Genomic DNA, 19,908 nt, shown 5'->3' on the forward strand with positions numbered 1-19,908 from the left:
TTTTCCCATAAAATCAAGGTTTTTCGGCCTGTTTTGTGTCACATACCATACCTGGCTCTCAGGATCAGCCTTAAAAATATAAAATCCGGAGGGCTTTCCCAAAATGATCCTTCCATCCATCTCCTCGTCCCGAACAAAAATGGTTTTTGCACCATTTTGAACCGCCTGATGGACCACACGGATCAAAAGTCTTTCAAAATCCTCTTCCCTGCACCGGTGAATATGAAGCCAGGCTTTTCCTTCCGAAACAATCTTATTCTGGGAAAGAGTATAGCTCCATTCCTTATTATCTCCCTGGATCTGTTTTTTAAGTTCTGTTTCATAATCAAGGCTTATCAGGGAAAGTCCCTTTGCCGCAGCCTTTGGCCCGGCCACCTTCCGGTCCCTGGCATCAAGAATCTCTTCCACATGAGCCGGCGGATACCCCCCCATACCAACCTTCATCAACGTTCCGGCAATGATCCGCACCATGTTATACAGAAAACCGCTGCCCTTGATACGGATTGTAATGAGATCCCCGCTCTTTTCAATGTCCAGGCTATAAATGGTACGTACGGTCTCTTCCGCCTGTCCACGGGCCGTACAGAAGCTTTTAAAATCATGTTCTCCCACCAGATAAGCCCCGCCTTCCCGCATCCGCTCCACATCCAGGGGAAAATAACAGAAATAGCTGTAAAGCCTCATGGTCGGTACTTCGATTTTCCGGTTCATGATTTTATATTCATAGGTTTTAACACAATTTTGCTTTCTCGGATGATAATCCGGCGCTACCTCCTCAGACTGTAAGATCCGGATATCATCCGGCAGCCTCTGGTTTAAGGCAAAGCATATTTTATCGGCAGGCATCCGGTTCTCTGTATCAAAGACCGCCACATTCCCTTCCGAGTGAACCCCGGAATCGGTTCTGCTGGCCCCGATTACGGTTACAGGCTCCTTTAAAAGTTTCGTCAGTTCCCTATTAAGAACCTCCTCAATGGTGATCCCGTTATTCTGGATCTGCCAGCCGCAGTAATTGGTGCCGTCATAGGCCACAATCATTTTAACCCGTTTCATACATCCTCCTATTTTATGGGAGCCTTATCCCATGATACGAAGTCCTGCGACAGCGGCCAGATATACCAGGCACACCAGATAGGCGATCCCGTCCTGCTTTCCATACCGAAGAGGCTTCATTTTAGTCCTTCCTTCTCCGCCCCGGTAGCATCTGGCCTCCATGGCCATTGCCAGGTCCGTAGCACGGCGGAATGCGGAAATAAATAAGGGTACCAGAAGAGGTATCATATTCTTTGCCTTCTGAATCAGATTCCCTGTTTCAAAATCAGCACCCCTGGCCATCTGAGCCTTCATGATCTTATCGGTTTCTTCCACTAGGATCGGAATGAATCTTAAAGCAATGGACATCATCATGGATACCTCATGGACCGGAACTCCCACCTTTTTTAAAAACCCCAGGCTCTTTTCCAGGCCATCGGTCAGCTGGTTTGGCGTGGTGGTAAGAGTCATGATGGAAGAGCCAACCACCAGGTAAATGAGCCGGACTCCCATGAAGGACGCCGTTTTCACACCTTCTTTTGTCAATTTTAAAAATCCCAGCTGGAAGATGGGTTCTCCCGGAGTCAGGAATAAATTAAAGCTGACGCTGATGAGTAAAAGAAACACAATCGCCTTTAACCCGCGTACCATGAATTTAAATGGAACCTGGCTTAATCGGATCGATGTGATCAGAAAAAAAGTGGCGATCAAATACGCCCATATGTCATTTGCAATAAAAAGGGATATAATAAAAACCATAGTCCCAAACAGCTTTGTCCGGGGATCCAGTCTGTGAAGCTTTGAATCCACCGGATAATACTGCCCTAAAGTAATATCTTTCAGCATAATATCTCCCGATCTATTTTTCAAGAAGCCGTAAAATCTCGTCTCTGGCTTCTTCTACGGTTGTAACGTTAACATCAACAGGAACTCCATGATCCTGCAGCGAATGGACCACATAGGTGATTTTAGGCGCTGCAAGGCCGATAGCTTCCAGCTCCTTATAATGCTTAAACACTTCCTTCGGAGTATCATCAAACACCTTTTCCCCTTGATTCATAACCAGAATCCGGTCCACATACCGGGCAATGTCCTCCATGCTGTGGGAAACCAGTATAATGGTCATATTCCTTTCCTTATGAAGCCGTGCAATCTGGTCCAGGATCTCGTCTCTTCCCCTTGGATCCAGGCCTGCAGTAGGTTCATCCAGTACGAGCACCTCCGGCTCCATGGCCAGAACACCGGCAATGGCCACACGTCTTTTCTGCCCTCCGGAAAGTTCAAAAGGCGAACGGGCATAAAAGCTTTCATCAAGCCCTACCATAGTGAGTGCTTCCCTTGCCCTTTTCTCGGCATCCTCCTTGGAAAGCCCCTGATTCTTTGGCCCAAAGCAAACGTCTGTAAACACATTGATCTCAAAAAGCTGATGTTCCGGATACTGGAATACAAGCCCAACCTTGCTTCTTAATGCACGTAGATTGTATCCTTCCTCATAAATGTTTCTTCCATTATAATAGATGGCGCCATCAGTGGCTTTCATCAATCCGTTTAAATGCTGGATCAGGGTCGACTTCCCGGAACCTGTATGCCCGATAAGGCCGACAAATTCCCCATCGTTTATTTCCAGATTCACATCCTTTAGCGCATGCTGCTCAAAGGCTGTACCAGGCCCATAAACATAATTTAAATGCTCTGCTCTAATTGCCATCCTTTACTCCATTCCCCAGAGTCACCTTTCCAGGAAAACGCTCTGCGAACTTTGGCAGAAGTTTTTCCATCAGTTCTTCCAGTGTCAGTATCCCATCCGGTAAGTCAACGCCATTCTTTTGCAGTTCATAGGCCAGCTCTGTTACCTGGGGAACATCCAGGCGGTAGGATTTAAGTTCCTCGACCCTTGAAAAAATTTCCTTTGGAGTTCCGTCCATGACCACCTTACCGTTGTCCATGACAATGACCCGGTCTGCATCTATGACCTCTTCCATATAATGAGTAATCAGCAGGACTGTGATTCCTTCCTTCCTGTTTAATTCCCTGACCGTCTTCACAACTTCCTTCCGGCCGTTAGGATCAAGCATGGCCGTAGGCTCGTCCAACACAATGCACTGAGGCCACATTGCCATAACGCCGGCAATGGCAACCCTTTGCTTCTGGCCGCCGGAAAGCCGATTAGGGGATTTTAGGCGAAATGCAGCCATTCCAACACTCTCCAGGCTCTCATCCACCCGCTTCCATATCTCCTCCGTAGGAACTCCCAGGTTTTCAGGACCAAACCCTACATCTTCCTCCACGATATTTCCGATGATCTGATTATCCGGGTTCTGGAATACCATTCCGGTCTTTTTCCGAACTTCCCATAAATTTTCTTCCACGGAAGTGTCCATTCCCTGAATCCACACGGTTCCCTCCGTAGGAAGCAGGATCGCATCTAACTGCTTTGCAAAGGTCGACTTGCCGGAACCGTTGTGTCCAAGTATGGCTACAAACTGCCCGGCCTTAATATCCAAACTGACGCCGTCAATGGCACGCTTAATCTCTTCAATATTTTCTTCCTCATCTCTTCTGATATAATCAAATATCAGTTTAGAAGTTTTTATTATTCCCATAGCAGACCTTTCTCTGATAAACTCAAACATACATATGCCACATAATTTTAGATGAATATTTCATAACAGTCAAGCATAGACGTGAATCTTTTGTAATTTCATGAGTGCAAAAGGCAGCAAAATGAAGCGTTTGAAACCTTTCCTTTATATCCAGGGATAAAAAAATGACACAGATGCAGTCATCTGTGCCATTTTTATTACGGAACCCAAAGTCCGGAAGCATCAATGTGGTATATACCGTCGACCTTTGTATTCACCGCCAGGCTGCCGTCACTATAGAGATAATACCACTTTCCAGGCTGAGGCTGGATCCAGCCGATAGCCATATCTCCGTCAGCATTTAAATAATACCACTTTCCGTTTATCTGCTGCCAGCCGGTCATCATCTGGGCATTGGCTCCCATATAATACCATTTGTCGCCTATTAACTGCCAGCCAACAACTGCGTAGCCATCCTTGTTAAAATAGTACCATTTTCCGCTGACCATCTTCCATTGGCTGGCAACGTAATTACCGTCCTCGCCCCTGTACTTTTTTCCATTCTGATACTCTGCCCAGGTTCCCGAAGTATCTCCCAGTTCCTGAATCACAGAATCATCGGAGGTGGTCACTTCTCCTTCTTTTAAATAATCTTCTTCAGAAGAATCTTTTAGGATTGCCTTTACGGTATAGAAGTATTTATAACCTCCGTCCATATACTGCAAAAGGTCCACAGCTGTAGATGAGGTGGTCAGGCTTTTGATCCAGATGCCGCCTTCCTTATAGAGGACCACCTGATACCTGGATGCAAAAGGAACCTTTTTCCAGGAAGCCTTCGTCTTTGCGTCATCGCTCCAACCTGCCTTTTCCGGGCTTTCCAGCATTGCTACCGGAACATAGGAAACCTTTATCTCGGTTTCACCAAACTCTGCCTTTACAGAAACCAGGCTTCCACCATAAATCGTGCAGTCAGATCTGGTAAACGTGCCATTCACGGTTATTGTGCCGGTGATCTTCTTACCTGGAACCCAATCTTCTGTATTCTCCTTGCTCCATTTCGGACTTACCTCAGAATAGTTGACGGTAACATCCGGAACCTGTATTCCTTCCGTCCAACTGCTCTTACTTCCATGATCCAGGCGGATCTTCAAGCTTCCGGAAGCCGGGACTGTCATCCCTGTTCCCAGAACCATAAAAGCGCATAAAAGAACCAGCCACTTCCCTTTCCCCTGCATCCATTTCATAGTATCTACTTCCTTTCCTGATATTACTTACGCCAGATACCGTTGCCGTCTACCGGAAAGCCACTGATGGTAGTATTGACAGCCTTTGAGCCTTCACCTGGATAGAAGTAGTACCAATTTCCGTCTACCTGCCTCCAGCCTTCCTGCATGGCTCCGGTGGAATCCGTATAATACCATTTATTATTGTAATTGACCCAGCCAGTGATCATGGCTCCCTCTACACCGCTTGTCGTAGATGGGTTTAAATAATACCATTTGTTATTGGAAACTACCCAGCCCGTTGTCATTGCACCATCGCTGTTTAAGAAATACCATAAATTATTCCTCTGCTGCCAGCCGGTGACCATACCCCCGTTGGAATCAAATAAATACCACTTATTATTGATTTTAGCCCAGTTGTTCTTTTGATAGGTTCCGTCTGGATATCGGTAATACCAGATGTTTCCGGTCTTAATCCAGCCGACTTGGCCGTTTGCTACCGCACTGTTATCCTGGCCGCTTCCATCTGATACCTTTTCCTGGGGCAGGTATACTTCGCCAGATTCGGTCCATTCACTGTTCTTACCATATTTCTGCTCGCTCTCCGTATAAGGTACGGTACGAACCTTAAAGCTATAGGTGCCTGCCTTTGTCATATAAGGAAAGAAGTTATAAGTGGTAGCCTTAAGCTTCTCCACCTTCTTTATAATGCTGCTTCCCCGGTATAGATAAACATCATAGGCGCCTGAACTATTATCTACAGAGCTCCACTTGGCAGTGCCGTATCCGGAATCTCTCCAATCAGCATCCTGGGGTGATTCATAAGTTCCCTTTACAGGCTTAAAGGTAAATGTAACATACAGCGTATCCGATCCTGATCGGCTGGAAGAAACATAGGTTCCTCCTTTAATTGATACATTACTGGACTGATAACCACCCTTAAAAGCATACTCATCAGAGTTTGTCGCCCTTAAAGTCACCTTCATCTTTGGTTCGGAACCAACCTTCATTTCCTTCGTATCAGATGTGATCCAATCCAAATCCGTCACTTCGTATCTATCATTGTTGCTGTAAACGTAATTCCCTGAACCTTCGTTAGTCTTAAAACTACTCTCTGATGGCAGCGTATCCCCTGAGGCAAGCTCCTCTAATCCTGCGTAAATGGTCACTGATGTTATGGTCTTTACAGCAGCCAGAGATTCAAATGGGATGCTGAGTCCCAGCAGGCTTACCATAGAAGCCATTGCAGCTAACCGTTTAAAAAGTCTCATAAAAAAAACCTCCCACTATAAATTAACGTAATTTGACAAAACAGTCATCTACTTCTACTACTGACATTATATCCCTAAAAGCAATTATCCGTCAACTTACGATATTCTTTCTTTATTCTTGCATTTCTGTATGGATCAGCAGAAAAATAAAAAATCCCGATATTGGGCGTGCTCCAATATTGGGTTGGGGGGCATTCGCCCTATGAAGAAAGGTTCGATAAGATTTTCTTATGTGCAAGCACAACGAAAATTTTATCGAACCTCTCTTCAGCACTGCTCATTGCTTACGTGGGTTATACCAGTTCAAGTACCACTGCCATAGCTCCGTCACCCTTACGCTGGCCGATCTTAATGATACGTGTGTAACCACCGTTGCGGGATACGTACTTTGGTGCAACTTCTTCAAACAGTTTCTTTGGCAGATCAACAGATTTTGTATTTTTCTTTCTTCCTGCAGCCTGTGCGGGAACTTCTGTTACATCGTAAAGAACTTTTAACATCTGTCTTCTTGCGTGAAGTCTGGAAGGAAGATCTTTCTTGATCTCTTTCTCTACTTCATCGTATACGGTAACTTTCTTGCCGTTAACAACTTCTTTTACTCTCTTGCCGTCTTTATCTTTACGTGCAACCTTTGCGGTAACCTTAACAGTCTCAAAGTTGTCTTTCTCTTTTACCGCTAAAGCGATGAGGCCTTCAGCCACCTTGCGGATTTCTTTTGCTCTTGCCTCTGTTGTCACGATTTTGCCATTATATAATAATGCGGTTACCTGGCTTCTGATTAATGCTTTTCTTTGGCTGGAAGTTTTTCCCAGCTTTCTATATCCTGCCATTTTAATATTCCTCCATTTGTGGAACACAGGTACACGCTTCTTCGGACTTACTGTACCGGTGCTTAATCTCCATAAATTACCTAATTCAAGCGATCCGGTTATACACCGGCATCATCGCTTGGGTTAAGCTGCAAGCCTAACTCTTTTAATTTGGCCAGCACTTCTTCTAAAGACTTGCGGCCCAGGTTACGAACCTTCATCATGTCCTCAGAGGTACGGTTGCACAGTTCTTCTACTGTATTGATACCGGCTCTCTTCAGACAGTTGTATGAACGGACGGAAAGCTCCAGTTCATCAATGTTCATTTCCAAAACCTTTTCCTTCTCATTATCCTCTTTTTCCACCATAACTTCTGCAGTCTTGGCGTTCTCAGATAAATCAATGAACAGATTCAAGTGCTCGCTGAGCACCTTAGCGGCAAGGCTGACCGCTTCATCCGGTGCCGAAGTACCGTTTGTAAAAACATCTAATGTCAGCTTATCATAATCTGTAACCTGACCTACTCGGGTGTTTTCTACCGTCATGTTGACGCGCTCGACTGGTGTATAGATAGAATCAACGGCAATCACGCCAATCGGTAAATCTTCACTCTTATTCTTGTCTGCGCTTACATAGCCACGGCCCTTAGTGATAGTAAGTTCCATATAGAACTTGCTGTCCGTGCCGCCGCTGAGAGTTGCAATGATCTGTTCCGGATTCATGACCTCAATATCCGGATCCGCCTGAATGTCCGCAGCCGTAATAACGCCTTCGCCTTCAAACTCAATGTATGCAACCTTAGCTTCGTTGGTATCGCTATTATTCTTAATAGATAAGCTCTTGATGTTCATGATGATCTCAGTCACATCTTCCTTAACTCCTGGAATAGAACTGAATTCATGCAAAACGCCGTCGATTTTTACCTGACTGACTGCAGCGCCCGGTAAGGAAGAAAGCATGATTCTTCTCAAGGAATTTCCTAAAGTCGTGCCATAACCTCTTTCAAGCGGTTCAACTACAAATTTGCCATATTTCTTGTCTTCTGAGATTTCAGCAATCTCAATGTTTGGTTTTTCAAAATCGAACACTAATAGCCCCTCCTTTTGGGTATTTTGTATCGAGGGTCTTATACTCAAACCTTGCCCAGGGGGAACCCCTGGGCGAAAGCCGGCTTCAATCAACAGACTTTCAATTATTTGGAGTACAACTCGACGATAAGCATTTCATTCACCGGAACATCAATCTCATCTCTTGTTGGTAACTCTTTAACAGTACCACGTAAATTCTCATGGTCAACATCAAGCCATGCCGGAACCATACGTCCAGCGGTTGATTCCTGAACACTTTTGAATCTTGAATTGGCTTTGCACTTCTCTTTAACTTCGATCACATCTCCAGCCTTAATTAAATAGGAAGGAATGTTTACGCATTTGCCGTTTACAAGAATGCTCTTGTGGTCAACCATCTGTCTGGTCTCTCTTCTTGTTCTTCCGAATCCCATACGGAATACTACATTGTCAAGTCTTCTCTCAAGAAGGATCATCAGGTTTTCACCCACAAGACCATTCATTCTGGAAGCCTTCGCATAGTAGTTACGGAAAGGTTTCTCAAGAACTCCGTAGATGAATTTAGCTTTCTGCTTTTCTCTAAGCTGAATGCCGTACTCACTCATCTTTCTGTTAGCTCTTTTTAATTCTCTGTTTGATTTTTTATCTATTCCTAAATAGATTGGATCAAGACCAAGGGATCTACATCTTTTAAGAACAGGAACTCTATCAACTGCCACTGTAATTACCTCCTAATTAGACTCTTCTACGTTTTGGTGGACGACAACCGTTATGTGGAACTGGGGTTACATCCTTTATGCTGGTTACCTCTAATCCGCATGCCTGAAGTGCGCGAATAGCTGCTTCACGGCCTGAACCAGGACCTTTAACCATAACGTCTACTGATTTTAAACCATGTATAAGAGCTGCCTTAGTAGCAGTTTCTGCCGCCATCTGAGCTGCATATGGAGTAGATTTCCTTGAACCTCTGAAGCCAAGACCACCAGCACTTGCCCAGGATAATGCATTACCCTGTGTATCTGTTAATGTCACGATCGTGTTATTAAAAGATGACTGGATATGTGCTTGTCCGCGTTCAACGTTTTTCTTTACGCGCTTTTTTGTCACTTTTTTAGTAGTGGACATTTTTTTAGCCATTTTAAACTAACCTACTTTCTTTTTACTTGCATCTGAATCCTGTTATTCCTGTTTTTAAAACATGTAACGTGATTCGCTGTTGTTGGATAATGAAGTTCTTTGCCCGATAAAGCGGGGCACGCCGTCACACTGAGTTCGTGAGATAACTCACTCAATGTTCAATGCTTATTTCTTCTTGTTTGCTACAGTCTTTCTAGGACCCTTACGAGTTCTTGCGTTGGTCTTTGTCTTCTGACCACGAACCGGCAGACTCTTCCTATGACGGATTCCACGATAGCATCCGATTTCCTGAAGTCTCTTGATGTTCATAGCGATTTCTCTACGTAAATCACCTTCAACAATCTGAGAATCAGTAATTACTGATGAAATTCTCTTTACTTCGTCGTCTGTTAAGTCCTTAACACGAGTATCAGGACTAACGCCAGCCTCTGTCAGGATGCGGTTTGAACTTGTTCTGCCGATACCGTAGATATAGGTCAAGCCGATCTCAACACGTTTTTCTCTTGGTAAATCAACACCTGAAATACGAGCCATTTGTGTATTACACCTCCATTATTTTTTTAACCTTGTCTCTGCTTATGCTTAGGATTTTCACAGATTACTCTGATACTGCCTTTTCTTTTAATGATTTTGCATTTTTCGCAAATCGGTTTGACTGATGATCTAACCTTCACAGCAATTCTCCTTTCCGTTATGCGCCCTTTCACATGAAGCACTTTCCGTCTTTTAAAAGACGTTTCCGCGCGAAAGCGCTCCCCCGCACCCGGCCGGTTCTTTTACGAGCCTGGTGGCGATGGAGCTCTTTTTGAAAAGAGCCTTCTGAGTATACCCGCAGTGTGTTTTATCATAAAACCAGTGCTGCTCATAAGGGCATAATACACCCAGTATTTCAACAAAGTCGCTATAGCATTATAACACTGTTTATTTTAAAATGCAAGCACTTTTTCCTATATATTTATTAACCCTTTACCCTGGTGTGTCGCACTAGGGAAACAGGCAGCGTTTTATAAAACAGCGCCTTATTTGTCTCTCCAGATGATCCTTCCCTTGCTTAAATCATAAGGGGACATCTCAATGGTCACTTTATCTCCCGGTAAAATACGAATGTAGTTCATGCGAAGTTTTCCGCTGATGTGAGCAAGTACCTGATGGCCATTCTCCAGTTCTACCTGGAACATGGCGTTGGGAAGCTTCTCCACAACGGTTCCTTCAATTTCAATAACATCTGCTTTTGACATAAATCTTACCTCCTAACAACCTGTTCTTCTCTTTTGAAACATCTGATGAAATGTTTGATTTCTTCATCGGTGACTAATTTATTTTCCCGGATCTTTACTCCGGGCGAATGTTTCTCCCATAAAAGGGCTTCCACATGCTTTTTCTTTTTCTTCTTCGGGCAGTTTAAACGTCTGCTTTTTCCGTCCACCAGATATATATATTCGCCTTCCTCCCGCAATATGAAGAAATAACCGCCTTTATCGTGACCCGCCGCAGACTTTACGAATGCTCCGGTAGTTAATTCCATGGGCATTTCCTCAGCGGTCACAGGAAACCAGACTAAGAATCTCCGGTTCACCCTCTGTAATCAGCACGGTATTTTCATAATGAGCGGAAAGGCTGCCATCCTCTGTTACTACGGTCCAGTCATCATCAAGCCATACGACCTCCGGTGTTCCCCCATTGATCATGGGTTCGATGGCCAAGGTCATTCCCGGCTTCAATTTGATTCCCCGCCTTTTCTGTGCAAAGTTCGGCACCTCCGGCTCCTCATGGAGATGAGATCCGATTCCATGGCCTACCAGATCCCGTACAACTCCATATCCAAATTTTTCTGCATGGATCTGGATTGCAGCAGATATATCATTCAGATGATTGCCAGATTTTGCAAATTTAATCCCTTCAAAGAAACATTGTCTTGTCACTTCTATGAGCTGCCCTGCGAAAGGAGTGATCTCCCCGATTCCGTAAGTCCTTGCCGCATCGGAATGATATCCTTTGTAAATAACCCCGGCATCCAGGCTTACGATATCGCCCTCCATTAAAATCCGTTTTTTACTTGGAATCCCATGAACCACTTCATCGTTTACAGAAACGCAGATGGAGGCAGGATATCCGTTATAGTTCAGGAAAGAGGGCTTACAGCCGTAGCTCCTTATGATTTCTTCTCCCAGATGATCAATATCCCAGGTTGTCATTCCCGGCTTCAAGGCTTTTGAAAGCTCTTCATGAGTTTTACTAAGAATCTTTCCTGCCTCTCTCATAAGTTCTATCTCTCTTGCAGATTTAATCGTAACTGACATAAACTATGCTCCTAATAGGACAGCGATGTCCGAGAACACCTTGTTTAATTCCTGTGTTCCATTAATATTCACCAGCACACCAGCTTCCTTATAATATTCGATCAGAGGCTTTGTCTGGTCATGGTAGACCGACAAACGCTTTTTAACAGTTTCCGGCTTATCGTCATCCCGCAAAACAAGCCCTGCTCCACACACGTTGCATATATCGGGAACCCTGCTCGGATTATACACAATATGATATGTAGCTCCGCAGGCAATGCAAGCACGACGGCCTGCCATTCTGTCTATAATTATCTCATCCGGTACATCCACATTAATCGCAAAGTTAATCTTCTGTCCCATATCAGAAAGCGCCTTATTAAGGCTTTCCGCCTGGGGAATGGTTCTTGGAAAACCATCCAGCACGTATCCGTTTTCACAGTCATCACTCTGAATACGGTCCATCAGCATACCAATGGTCAGTTCATCCGGCACAAGAGCGCCCTGATCCATGTATTCCTTTGCCTTCCTGCCTAACTCTGTTCCCTCTTTAATATTGGAGCGGAAAATATCTCCGGTAGAAATATGGGGAATCTGATACTTTTCAGCAATTTTTTTTGCCTGGGTACCTTTGCCGGCACCAGGAGCACCTAACATGATAATTCTCATAAACAGTCCCTCCCTTGCTTCTTTAAGGTTAAATAACACAAATTCCAAGAGAAACACGCCGTGCGTGTTTCTCTTGGTTTGTCCTCTAATCGTTTAAAAACCCTTTATAATAACGCACAAGCATCTGAGATTCAATCGCCTTCAACGTCTCTAAAACTACACTGACGATGATGATTAAAGATGTACCTCCAAAGGATAAACGGCTTACATTAAATAAACCGGAAACCATGATCGGAATAATACAGATGATCGTCAAGCCGCATGCGCCTATAAATACGATATAGTTCAAAATGGAATTGAGATAATCACTGGTTGGCTTACCTGGACGGATGCCCGGGATAAAGCCACCGGACTTTTTCATGTTATTCGCAACTTCAAGCGGGTTAAACGTAATTGATGTATAAAAATAAGCGAACACGATGATAAGAGCCACGTAGACGAGCAGACCGATGGTATATAACGGTCTTTCCGGTTTAAACCAGCTTGAAGAATTCAGTGCCGATAAAATGTGGCCTCCAATGCTATTATAGTTGATTTTGGCCCCAAAGAACTGGGAAATCACTACCGGGAACGACATAATGGAGGAAGCGAAAATAACCGGGATAACGCCGGCTGTATTCACCTTTAACGGAATATTGGTGGCTTGGCCGCCGACCATCTTCCGTCCCTGCATCTTTTTAGAATACTGTACAGGAATTCTTCTCTCACCATTTTGAAGGATAACAACAAATATAACAATCGCCGCGATAACAGCAACGATTATAATGGCTGCAACTGCAGCTACGGCAACCGATTTTCCAGACATGAATCTGGTATATAAGGTTGACACATCCGTAGGAAAGCTGGAAATGATGTTAAAGGTCAAAACAATGGAAATACCATTTCCCACACCTTTTTCCGTAATTCGCTCACCGATCCACATCAGAAGAGCACTTCCTGCGGTCATAGTTGCAACAGCAATAATAATACTTAATACATTAAACTCTCTCAACAGCCCCTGGCCGCCGAATCCGATCGCCATAGCAACGGACTCGATTAAAGCCAGACCAACTGTTACGTAACGGGTGTATTCTGCAATCTTCTTTCTGCCATCTTCCCCATCCCGCTGCATTTCCTCAAGCTTTGGAATCGCTATGGTCAAAAGCTGCATGATGATGGAAGATGTGATGTAAGGGGTAATGCTTAAGGCAAATACGGACATATTGGTAAAGGAGCTGCCTGTCATTGCGTTGAAAAATCCAAACGCATCATTATTCTGCCGAGCAAAAAAATCTTTAAAAAAGCTTGTTTCAACTCCTGGAATCGGCAATTGAGAACCGATTCTAGTAACCACCAGCATCAGGAATGTAAAGATAAGTTTCTTTCTTACATCCTTGATCTTGAATGCATTACGGAGTGTTTTTAACATATTAGATCACCTCGCAGGTTCCACCTAAAGCCTCGATTTTGGTTTTTGCGCCTTCGCTGAAAGCATCTACCTTTACTGTAAGCTTTTTGGTTAATTCTCCATTTCCAAGGATCTTAACACCGTCACGCGGATTCTTAACGATACCGCTCTCTAACAAAGTTTCAACAGTAACAACTGTACCATTGTCAAAACACTCTAAAGCGCCTACATTGATACCAATAATAATTTTAGTATTTCTATTGGTAAAGCCTCTCTTAGGAATACGTCTGTATAAAGGCATCTGACCACCTTCAAAACCTGGTCTGGTTGCACCGGAACGTGCTTTCTGTCCTTTATGACCCTTACCTGCTGTCTTGCCGTTTCCTGAACCATGTCCGCGGCCTCTTCTGAAGTTGTCGCTGTGTTTGGAACCTAACGCAGGCTGTAAATTTGATAAATCCATCGCTTGCACCTCCTTACTGTATTCTCTTAAATCTCTTCAACTTTTACTAAATGACGCACGTTTGCGATCATACCTCTAACTGCGTTATTATCCGGCATCTCAACTGTTTTATGAAGCTTCTTTAAGCCTAATGCTTCAACGGTTGCTTTATGCTTCGGAACTGCGCCGATCGGGGATTTCACCAATGTGACTTTTAATTTATCTGCCATTTTCATATCCTCCTTAGCCTAAAATCTCTTCTACAGATTTACCGCGAAGCTTTGCAACTTCCTCAGGAGTTTTTAACCGGGTTAATCCCTCGATTGTAGCTAAAACTACATTGGTCTTATTATTAGAACCTAAGGACTTAGAATGGATATTCTTAACGCCTGCAAGCTCTAAAACCGCACGTGCAGGACCTCCTGCAATAACTCCTGTACCTTCGTTAGCTCTCTTAAGAAGTACGGATGCACTTCCGAATTTTCCGATTAAGTCATGAGGAATACTGCTGTTCTCATCGATGGGAATAGCAACCATATTCTTAACAGCAGCCTCTTTTCCTTTACGGATTGCTTCTGGAACTTCACCGGCTTTGCCAAGACCCGCACCTACGTGGCCATTGCCATCACCTACGACTACTAAAGCAGAGAATCTCATGGTACGTCCACCCTTAACGGTTTTAGATACGCGCTTGATAGCAACTACTCTGTCGTTTAATTCTAACTGATTTGCATCAAAAATTGTACGTTTCACGCTGTCATTCTCCTCTCTACTTAGAATTCCAGACCAGCTTCTCTGGCTGCGTCTGCTAATGCCTGAATCTTACCATGATATATAAAACCGCCTCTGTCAAAGACAACTCCCTTAATTCCTTTTTCAAGGGCTCTCTTTGCTACTACGGTACCTACATATGCTGCAGCATCAACGTCGTTAGTTTTCTCTAATTCTGCCTTTACTTCTTTTTCTACTGTAGAAGCAGCGACTAAAGTCTTACCAACTGTATCGTCAATAATTTGAGCATACACATGATTATTGCTTCTAAACACAGCTAAACGCGGTCTTTCTGCAGTGCCTGCAAAACGGTTACGTATTCTGTTGTGCTTTTTAACGCGAACTTCGCTTCTTGACTGTTTGCTAACCATCTTTACACTCTCCTTAATTATTTCTTACCAGTCTTACCAACTTTACGTCTGATCACTTCGTCAGCATACTTGATACCCTTGCCCTTATACGGTTCAGGTCTTCTCTTATCTCTGATTTCAGCAGCGTACTGGCCAACTTTTTCTTTATCGATACCTTTAATAATGATGACGTTCTGGCCTTCCATGGTAGCTTCGATACCTTCCGGATCTTCCATCTCTACCGGGTGGGAATAACCAAGAGAAAGAACCAGTTTCTTGCCCTGCTTCTGTGCTCTGTAACCAACACCATTGATTTCCAGCTTCTTCTCATAACCGTTAGTAACACCAACGACCATGTTGTTTACTAATGTTCTTGTCAGACCGTGCAAAGATTTCATCTTCTTTAAATCGTTCGGTCTTGTAACAACGATATGACCATCTTCTTCTTTGATTGTCATCTCAGATGGTAACACTCTTTCAAGGGTTCCCTTAGGACCTGTTACAGTCACTTTATTATTTTCTGCGATTGCAACAGTTACGCCTGCCGGAACCGCGATAGGCATTCTTCCTATACGTGACATGCCGTTTACCTCCTTAAATTTTCGGAAGAAGCTCTGCGCTTCTTCTGTTTTCAGATGCTTCTCTTAATTACCAAACAAATGCCAGTACTTCTCCGCCGATTCCAATGGTACGTGCTTCCTTATCGGTAATAACGCCCTGGTTTGTGGAGATAATAGCAGTTCCTAAACCGCCAAGTACTCTTGGTAACTCTTCCTTGTTTGCGTATACACGTAAACCAGGTTTGGAGATTCTCTTAATACCTGTAATGATTTTCTCATTTTTATCTTTACCGTATTTTAAGGTGATCCGGATTGTCTGGAATGCACCGTCTTCTACGAGATCGTATTTCTTAATGTAGCCCTCTTTTACAAGGATATCAGCAATAGCTAATTTCATCTTAGATGAAGGTACATCTACTGTATCATGTTTTGCAGTATTTGCATTACGGATTCTTGTAAGCATATCTGCGATTGGATCGCTCATAGTCATTTTGAAATTGCCTCCTTCCTTATTTTACCAGCTTGCTTTTCTAACGCCTGGGATCTGGCCCTTGTATGCTAATTCACGGAAGCAGATTCTGCAGATTCCGTATTTTCTTAAATAAGCATGTGGACGACCACAGATTCTGCAACGATTGTATTCTCTTGAGGAGAACTTTGCAGGTCTCTGCTGTTTGATCTTCATTGAAGTCTTAGCCATGGATTAATTCCTCCTACTATTTTGCAAATGGCATATTGAATAATGTCAAAAGTTCACGGGCTTCTTCGTCTGTCTTAGCGGTAGTAACGAAAATAACGTCCATACCTCTTACCTTGTCAACTTTATCGTACTCAATTTCAGGGAAAATAAGCTGTTCCTTGATACCAAGAGCATAGTTCCCTCTGCCGTCAAATGCATTAGGATTTACTCCTCTGAAGTCACGTACACGAGGAAGTGCAAGGTTGATCAGGCGGTCAGCAAATTCATACATTCTCTCACCGCGTAAAGTTACTTTACATCCGATCGGCATACCTTCTCTGATCTTGAAGTTAGCAATTGATTTTTTAGCCTTTGTCAAGACTGCCTTCTGACCGGAGATGATTTCTAAATCTCTTACTGCAGAGTCTAAAATCTTGGCATTTTCCTTTGCTTCACCAATACCCATATTGATGACAATCTTATTTAACTTTGGCACTTCCATGTTGTTCTTATATCCAAATTTCTTGACCATACCTTCTACGATCTCTGTCTGGTATATCTCTTTTAATCTAGCCAATTTTTATTCCTCCTCTCCGAATTAGTCAATTACTTTACCGGTTGCTTTTGCAACACGGACTTTTTTGCCGTCTTTTACTTCAATACCAACTCTGGTTGCTTTTCCGTCAACAACAAGCATTACGTTGGAGATATCAAATGCAGCTTCTTTCTGTACGATACCACCCTGTGGGTTGCCTGGGCCTGGTTTCACATGCTTTGTAATCATGTTAACACCTTCCACTACCACTTTGTTATTCTTCGTATCCACGAGAAGAACTTTGCCCTGTTTGTCTTTATCTTTACCTGCGATAACCTTTACCAGGTCGTCTCTTTTAATTTTATGCACAGTCCGACACCTCCTTATAATACTTCTGGAGCTAAGGAAACAATTTTCATGAACTGCTTCTCTCTTAACTCTCTGGCAACCGGTCCAAAGATACGAGTTCCTTTTGGAGTCTTGTCATCTTTGATAATTACGGCAGCATTCTCATCGAACTTGATATAAGAACCGTCTTTACGGCGTGCGCCCTTAACGGTACGTACGACAACAGCCTTAACAACGTCGCCCTTCTTCACAACACCGCCAGGTGTTGCATCTTTTACGGTGGCAACAATAACATCACCAATATTAGCATATCTTCTTGTAGATCCGCCCATAACACGGATACAAAGAAGCTCTTTTGCACCAGTATTATCGGCAACCTTTAATCTGGTTTCCTGCTGAATCATGCCTGTTACTCCTTCCTGGATATATTATTTCGCTCTCTCGATAACCTCAACAAGTCTCCATCTCTTGTCTTTGGACAGCGGTCTTGTTTCCATTACTTTAACTGTATCGCCCATGTTGCAGTCGTTGTTCTCGTCATGAGCTTTTAATTTATACGTTCTTTTTACGATCTTGCCGTATAAAGGATGTTCTACATGGTCTTCAATAGCCACAACGATGGTCTTATCCATCTTGCTGCTTACAACCTTACCAGTACGGGTTTTTCTTAAATTTCTTTCCACGTTCGGTATTCTCCTTTCGAGTTTTGGCCCTGGCGGCCCAATCTATAAGTTTACACGCACTCGTGTGTGTCATGTTTTTTAAAAAACTGCAACTTAAGCTAATTTAGCCTTCTCAGTTATAACAGTCTGAATTCTGGCAATGTTCTTGCGAACCTCTTTGATCCTGCTTGTGTTATCAAGCTGGTTGGTCGCGTTCTGGAATCTTAAGTTGAAAAGTTCTTTCTTTGCAGCTACTAATTCTACATTCAGTTCTGCAGCTGATTTTCCTTTTAATTCTTCAACATACTTATCAATTTTCACTGTCATTCACCGCCTTCTAAATCTGCTTTAGCAGCAATCTTACACTTGCACGGTAACTTATGCATAGCAAGACGTAAAGCTTCACGTGCTGTTTCTTCAGGTACTCCAGCGATTTCGAATAATACACGGCCTGGTTTTACTACTGCTACCCAGTATTCCAGAGCGCCCTTACCGGAACCCATACGGGTTTCTGCTGGCTTTGCTGTTACAGGTTTATCCGGGAAAATCTTGATCCAGACTTTACCGCCACGCTTGATATAACGGGTCATGGCAACACGGGCTGCCTCGATCTGGTTGGATTTAATCCAGCATGGTTCCATGGAAACTAAACCAAACTCGCCGTTGCTGATAGTATTGCCTCTTAACGCTTTACCAGCCATGGATCCACGGAACTGTTTACGACGTTTAACTCTTTTAGGCATTAACATTATTTTCCGCTCCCTTCCTTGTTTCCTTTAGTTGGAAGTATTTCGCCATTGTAGATCCATACCTTAACACCGATCTTACCGAAGGTTGTATCTGCTTCAGCGAAACCATAGTCAATATCTGCTCTAAGTGTCTGTAACGGAATGGTTCCTTCGCTGTAGAACTCAGTACGAGCCATATCAGCGCCGCCAAGACGTCCTGCAACTGCAGTCTTGATACCTTTTACTCCAGCCTTCATGGAACGACCCATGGTGGACTTCATAGCCCGGCGGAAGGATACACGGTTCTCTAACTGCTGTGCAATAGATTCAGCTACTAACTGAGCATCTTTATCAGGTCTTTTAATCTCCTTGATGTCAACAAATAACTTTTTATCTGTAAGCTTCTGAGCTTCAGCTTTTAATTTCTCAATCTCAGATCCGCCTTTACCGATAACAACACCTGGCTTAGCCGTATGAATCGTAATTTTCACGCGGTCAGATGCTCTCTCAATTTCTATATCAGAAATGCCGGCGCTGTATAATCTTTTCTTAAGGAACTTTCTGATCGCATAATCTTCAACCAGGTTATCTGCGAAATCAGCTTCAGCATACCATTTTGAGTTCCAGTCTTTAATAACACCGACTCTTAAGCCGTGTGGATTAACTTTCTGTCCCATTATTTGCCTCCTTATCTTTCATTAAGCACGACGGTGATGTGGCTCATTCTCTTCTCGATCCTGTAAGCGCGGCCCTGTGCTCTCGGTTTTACTCTTTTCATTGTCGGTCCCTTGTTTGCAAAACATTCCTCTACATAAAGCTTTGCAGGGTCCATACCGTTGTTATTCTCAGCGTTAGCAATTGCTGATTTTAATAACTTCTCTATTAAAGAAGAAGCATATCTGGGATTGTAAGTCACAATACCAAGTGCTGTCATAACATCTTTGCCTCTGATGGCATCTAATACGAAGCATGCTTTCTGAACAGAAACCCTAGCATAGGATAACTTTGCTGATGGTCTGGTGTCCTTCACGGCATTTCTTTCTCTTTTAATCTGGCTTCTATGTCCCTTAGCCATTGGTGAATCCTCCTTTCAACTTTAACGCCCCTGGGAATCCGAAAGAATGCCCAAAGGAGTCTGTTTCTATCTACTTACGGCCTGATTTTTTCTCGTCCTTACCATGTCCTCTGTAGGTTCTTGTGGCAACGAATTCACCCAGCTTATGTCCAACCATATCTTCTGTAACATATACTGGAACGTGCTTTCTGCCATCGTGAACTGCAATTGTATGTCCAACCATCTGCGGGAAGATTGTAGAACGGCGAGACCAGGTCTTAATTACCTGCTTCTGTCCTGCTGCGTTCATAACATCTACTTTT

General features: G+C 43.5%; 33 protein-coding genes. All 33 read right to left on the reverse strand.

Annotated elements, in window-relative coordinates; translation table 11 throughout:
• Positions 1-1,053, reverse strand: a 1,053-nt coding sequence (gene truA, locus RT269_RS21645) for a tRNA pseudouridine(38-40) synthase TruA (RefSeq protein ID WP_313185730.1), incomplete at its 3' end; no start/stop codon positions are given.
• A 24-nt stretch (positions 1,054-1,077) separates the two neighbouring features.
• Positions 1,078-1,878: an energy-coupling factor transporter transmembrane component T family protein gene (locus tag RT269_RS21650; protein WP_313185732.1), complete on the reverse strand. Its 801-nt coding sequence runs from the start codon at positions 1,876-1,878 to the stop codon at positions 1,078-1,080.
• Positions 1,879-1,891: 13 nt separating this feature from the next.
• On the reverse strand, positions 1,892-2,740 hold the full coding sequence (locus tag RT269_RS21655; RefSeq protein ID WP_313185734.1) for an energy-coupling factor transporter ATPase: 849 nt from the start codon (positions 2,738-2,740) through the stop codon (positions 1,892-1,894).
• Entirely contained in the window at positions 2,730-3,635 is a 906-nt protein-coding gene (locus RT269_RS21660) for an energy-coupling factor transporter ATPase (protein ID WP_313185736.1), read from the reverse strand. The genes RT269_RS21655 and RT269_RS21660 overlap by 11 nt, the downstream gene beginning before the upstream one ends.
• A gap of 197 nt (positions 3,636-3,832) precedes the next feature.
• Positions 3,833-4,858 carry an N-acetylmuramoyl-L-alanine amidase family protein gene (locus tag RT269_RS21665; RefSeq protein ID WP_313185737.1) on the reverse strand — a complete coding sequence of 342 codons (1,026 nt, stop codon included), beginning with the start codon at positions 4,856-4,858 and terminating at the stop codon, positions 3,833-3,835.
• Positions 4,859-4,881: 23 nt separating this feature from the next.
• Complete coding sequence (locus tag RT269_RS21670; RefSeq protein WP_313185739.1) at positions 4,882-6,108, reverse strand: N-acetylmuramoyl-L-alanine amidase family protein; 1,227 nt, start codon at positions 6,106-6,108, stop codon at positions 4,882-4,884.
• Positions 6,109-6,401: 293 nt separating this feature from the next.
• Positions 6,402-6,938 carry a bL17 family ribosomal protein gene (locus RT269_RS21675; protein WP_313185741.1) on the reverse strand — a complete coding sequence of 179 codons (537 nt, stop codon included), beginning with the start codon at positions 6,936-6,938 and terminating at the stop codon, positions 6,402-6,404.
• 98 nt (positions 6,939-7,036) lie between these two features.
• Positions 7,037-8,005, reverse strand: a complete 969-nt coding sequence (locus RT269_RS21680) for a DNA-directed RNA polymerase subunit alpha (protein ID WP_025231347.1) — start codon at positions 8,003-8,005, stop codon at positions 7,037-7,039.
• Between the two features lie 104 nt (positions 8,006-8,109).
• A complete protein-coding gene (rpsD, locus tag RT269_RS21685; protein ID WP_025231346.1) occupies positions 8,110-8,703 on the reverse strand; it encodes a 30S ribosomal protein S4 in 594 nt (197 codons plus the stop codon).
• Between the two features lie 16 nt (positions 8,704-8,719).
• Entirely contained in the window at positions 8,720-9,121 is a 402-nt protein-coding gene (gene rpsK / locus RT269_RS21690) for a 30S ribosomal protein S11 (protein ID WP_120196334.1), read from the reverse strand.
• Between the two features lie 165 nt (positions 9,122-9,286).
• Positions 9,287-9,655 carry a 30S ribosomal protein S13 gene (gene rpsM, locus RT269_RS21695; RefSeq protein WP_025231345.1) on the reverse strand — a complete coding sequence of 123 codons (369 nt, stop codon included), beginning with the start codon at positions 9,653-9,655 and terminating at the stop codon, positions 9,287-9,289.
• A 26-nt stretch (positions 9,656-9,681) separates the two neighbouring features.
• Complete coding sequence (rpmJ, locus tag RT269_RS21700; RefSeq protein ID WP_003497809.1) at positions 9,682-9,795, reverse strand: 50S ribosomal protein L36; 114 nt, start codon at positions 9,793-9,795, stop codon at positions 9,682-9,684.
• Between the two features lie 345 nt (positions 9,796-10,140).
• A complete protein-coding gene (gene infA, locus RT269_RS21705) occupies positions 10,141-10,359 on the reverse strand; it encodes a translation initiation factor IF-1 (protein WP_013274317.1) in 219 nt (72 codons plus the stop codon).
• Between the two features lie 5 nt (positions 10,360-10,364).
• A complete protein-coding gene (locus RT269_RS21710; RefSeq protein ID WP_313185743.1) occupies positions 10,365-10,646 on the reverse strand; it encodes a hypothetical protein in 282 nt (93 codons plus the stop codon).
• 10 nt (positions 10,647-10,656) lie between these two features.
• Positions 10,657-11,421, reverse strand: a complete 765-nt coding sequence (map, locus tag RT269_RS21715; RefSeq protein WP_313185744.1) for a type I methionyl aminopeptidase — start codon at positions 11,419-11,421, stop codon at positions 10,657-10,659.
• A 3-nt stretch (positions 11,422-11,424) separates the two neighbouring features.
• Positions 11,425-12,069, reverse strand: coding sequence for an adenylate kinase (locus RT269_RS21720; RefSeq protein WP_313185746.1), 645 nt, complete (start codon positions 12,067-12,069; stop codon positions 11,425-11,427).
• Positions 12,070-12,154: 85 nt separating this feature from the next.
• Positions 12,155-13,477 carry a preprotein translocase subunit SecY gene (gene secY / locus RT269_RS21725; RefSeq protein WP_313185748.1) on the reverse strand — a complete coding sequence of 441 codons (1,323 nt, stop codon included), beginning with the start codon at positions 13,475-13,477 and terminating at the stop codon, positions 12,155-12,157.
• Between the two features lies 1 nt (position 13,478).
• Positions 13,479-13,919: a 50S ribosomal protein L15 gene (gene rplO / locus RT269_RS21730; protein WP_025231340.1), complete on the reverse strand. Its 441-nt coding sequence runs from the start codon at positions 13,917-13,919 to the stop codon at positions 13,479-13,481.
• Between the two features lie 26 nt (positions 13,920-13,945).
• A complete protein-coding gene (gene rpmD / locus RT269_RS21735; protein ID WP_100306047.1) occupies positions 13,946-14,128 on the reverse strand; it encodes a 50S ribosomal protein L30 in 183 nt (60 codons plus the stop codon).
• A gap of 13 nt (positions 14,129-14,141) precedes the next feature.
• Entirely contained in the window at positions 14,142-14,651 is a 510-nt protein-coding gene (rpsE, locus tag RT269_RS21740) for a 30S ribosomal protein S5 (protein ID WP_313185749.1), read from the reverse strand.
• 20 nt (positions 14,652-14,671) lie between these two features.
• Positions 14,672-15,040 (reverse strand): 50S ribosomal protein L18, encoded by a 369-nt coding sequence (gene rplR, locus RT269_RS21745; RefSeq protein WP_313185750.1) that lies wholly within the window; start codon positions 15,038-15,040, stop codon positions 14,672-14,674.
• A gap of 17 nt (positions 15,041-15,057) precedes the next feature.
• The gene (gene rplF, locus RT269_RS21750) at positions 15,058-15,600 is read right to left on the reverse strand and encodes a 50S ribosomal protein L6 (protein WP_313185751.1); all 543 of its coding nucleotides are present in this window, start codon (positions 15,598-15,600) and stop codon (positions 15,058-15,060) included.
• 67 nt (positions 15,601-15,667) lie between these two features.
• Complete coding sequence (gene rpsH / locus RT269_RS21755; protein ID WP_054740801.1) at positions 15,668-16,069, reverse strand: 30S ribosomal protein S8; 402 nt, start codon at positions 16,067-16,069, stop codon at positions 15,668-15,670.
• A gap of 24 nt (positions 16,070-16,093) precedes the next feature.
• A complete protein-coding gene (locus tag RT269_RS21760) occupies positions 16,094-16,279 on the reverse strand; it encodes a type Z 30S ribosomal protein S14 (RefSeq protein ID WP_124066982.1) in 186 nt (61 codons plus the stop codon).
• A 16-nt stretch (positions 16,280-16,295) separates the two neighbouring features.
• The gene (gene rplE / locus RT269_RS21765; protein ID WP_313185753.1) at positions 16,296-16,835 is read right to left on the reverse strand and encodes a 50S ribosomal protein L5; all 540 of its coding nucleotides are present in this window, start codon (positions 16,833-16,835) and stop codon (positions 16,296-16,298) included.
• Positions 16,836-16,856: 21 nt separating this feature from the next.
• On the reverse strand, positions 16,857-17,162 hold the full coding sequence (gene rplX / locus RT269_RS21770; protein WP_313185754.1) for a 50S ribosomal protein L24: 306 nt from the start codon (positions 17,160-17,162) through the stop codon (positions 16,857-16,859).
• A 14-nt stretch (positions 17,163-17,176) separates the two neighbouring features.
• Positions 17,177-17,545, reverse strand: coding sequence for a 50S ribosomal protein L14 (gene rplN / locus RT269_RS21775; protein ID WP_313185756.1), 369 nt, complete (start codon positions 17,543-17,545; stop codon positions 17,177-17,179).
• Between the two features lie 24 nt (positions 17,546-17,569).
• Positions 17,570-17,824, reverse strand: a complete 255-nt coding sequence (gene rpsQ / locus RT269_RS21780; protein WP_313185758.1) for a 30S ribosomal protein S17 — start codon at positions 17,822-17,824, stop codon at positions 17,570-17,572.
• Between the two features lie 93 nt (positions 17,825-17,917).
• Positions 17,918-18,124 (reverse strand): 50S ribosomal protein L29, encoded by a 207-nt coding sequence (rpmC, locus tag RT269_RS21785; protein WP_025231332.1) that lies wholly within the window; start codon positions 18,122-18,124, stop codon positions 17,918-17,920.
• A 2-nt stretch (positions 18,125-18,126) separates the two neighbouring features.
• Positions 18,127-18,552: a 50S ribosomal protein L16 gene (gene rplP, locus RT269_RS21790; RefSeq protein WP_089995526.1), complete on the reverse strand. Its 426-nt coding sequence runs from the start codon at positions 18,550-18,552 to the stop codon at positions 18,127-18,129.
• A complete protein-coding gene (rpsC, locus tag RT269_RS21795; RefSeq protein ID WP_025231330.1) occupies positions 18,552-19,208 on the reverse strand; it encodes a 30S ribosomal protein S3 in 657 nt (218 codons plus the stop codon). The genes rplP and rpsC overlap by 1 nt, the downstream gene beginning before the upstream one ends.
• Positions 19,209-19,219: 11 nt before the next feature.
• Positions 19,220-19,606, reverse strand: coding sequence for a 50S ribosomal protein L22 (rplV, locus tag RT269_RS21800; protein WP_029701447.1), 387 nt, complete (start codon positions 19,604-19,606; stop codon positions 19,220-19,222).
• Between the two features lie 70 nt (positions 19,607-19,676).
• A partial coding sequence (gene rpsS, locus RT269_RS21805; RefSeq protein ID WP_313185760.1) for a 30S ribosomal protein S19 occupies positions 19,677-19,908 on the reverse strand: 232 nt, incomplete at its 5' end.

The organism is Lacrimispora sp. (genome assembly GCF_032078915.1).
Lineage (GTDB): Bacteria > Bacillota > Clostridia > Lachnospirales > Lachnospiraceae > Lacrimispora.

Coding starts and splice junctions, on each gene's coding strand:
- RT269_RS21650 (WP_313185732.1), bottom strand. CDS start 1,878: ATGCTGAAAGATATTACTTTAGGGCAGTATTATCCGGTGGATTCAAAG.
- RT269_RS21655 (WP_313185734.1), bottom strand. CDS start 2,740: ATGGCAATTAGAGCAGAGCATTTAAATTATGTTTATGGGCCTGGTACA.
- RT269_RS21660 (WP_313185736.1), bottom strand. CDS start 3,635: ATGGGAATAATAAAAACTTCTAAACTGATATTTGATTATATCAGAAGA.
- RT269_RS21665 (WP_313185737.1), bottom strand. CDS start 4,858: ATGAAATGGATGCAGGGGAAAGGGAAGTGGCTGGTTCTTTTATGCGCT.
- RT269_RS21670 (WP_313185739.1), bottom strand. CDS start 6,108: ATGAGACTTTTTAAACGGTTAGCTGCAATGGCTTCTATGGTAAGCCTG.
- RT269_RS21675 (WP_313185741.1), bottom strand. CDS start 6,938: ATGGCAGGATATAGAAAGCTGGGAAAAACTTCCAGCCAAAGAAAAGCA.
- rpsK (WP_120196334.1), bottom strand. CDS start 9,121: ATGGCTAAAAAAATGTCCACTACTAAAAAAGTGACAAAAAAGCGCGTA.
- rpsM (WP_025231345.1), bottom strand. CDS start 9,655: ATGGCTCGTATTTCAGGTGTTGATTTACCAAGAGAAAAACGTGTTGAG.
- infA (WP_013274317.1), bottom strand. CDS start 10,359: ATGTCAAAAGCAGATGTTATTGAAATTGAAGGAACCGTTGTGGAGAAG.
- RT269_RS21710 (WP_313185743.1), bottom strand. CDS start 10,646: ATGGAATTAACTACCGGAGCATTCGTAAAGTCTGCGGCGGGTCACGAT.
- map (WP_313185744.1), bottom strand. CDS start 11,421: ATGTCAGTTACGATTAAATCTGCAAGAGAGATAGAACTTATGAGAGAG.
- RT269_RS21720 (WP_313185746.1), bottom strand. CDS start 12,069: ATGAGAATTATCATGTTAGGTGCTCCTGGTGCCGGCAAAGGTACCCAG.
- secY (WP_313185748.1), bottom strand. CDS start 13,477: ATGTTAAAAACACTCCGTAATGCATTCAAGATCAAGGATGTAAGAAAG.
- rplO (WP_025231340.1), bottom strand. CDS start 13,919: ATGGATTTATCAAATTTACAGCCTGCGTTAGGTTCCAAACACAGCGAC.
- rpmD (WP_100306047.1), bottom strand. CDS start 14,128: ATGGCAGATAAATTAAAAGTCACATTGGTGAAATCCCCGATCGGCGCA.
- rplR (WP_313185750.1), bottom strand. CDS start 15,040: ATGGTTAGCAAACAGTCAAGAAGCGAAGTTCGCGTTAAAAAGCACAAC.
- rplF (WP_313185751.1), bottom strand. CDS start 15,600: ATGTCACGTATAGGAAGAATGCCTATCGCGGTTCCGGCAGGCGTAACT.
- rpsH (WP_054740801.1), bottom strand. CDS start 16,069: ATGACTATGAGCGATCCAATCGCAGATATGCTTACAAGAATCCGTAAT.
- RT269_RS21760 (WP_124066982.1), bottom strand. CDS start 16,279: ATGGCTAAGACTTCAATGAAGATCAAACAGCAGAGACCTGCAAAGTTC.
- rplN (WP_313185756.1), bottom strand. CDS start 17,545: ATGATTCAGCAGGAAACCAGATTAAAGGTTGCCGATAATACTGGTGCA.
- rplP (WP_089995526.1), bottom strand. CDS start 18,552: ATGTTAATGCCTAAAAGAGTTAAACGTCGTAAACAGTTCCGTGGATCC.
- rpsC (WP_025231330.1), bottom strand. CDS start 19,208: ATGGGACAGAAAGTTAATCCACACGGCTTAAGAGTCGGTGTTATTAAA.
- rplV (WP_029701447.1), bottom strand. CDS start 19,606: ATGGCTAAGGGACATAGAAGCCAGATTAAAAGAGAAAGAAATGCCGTG.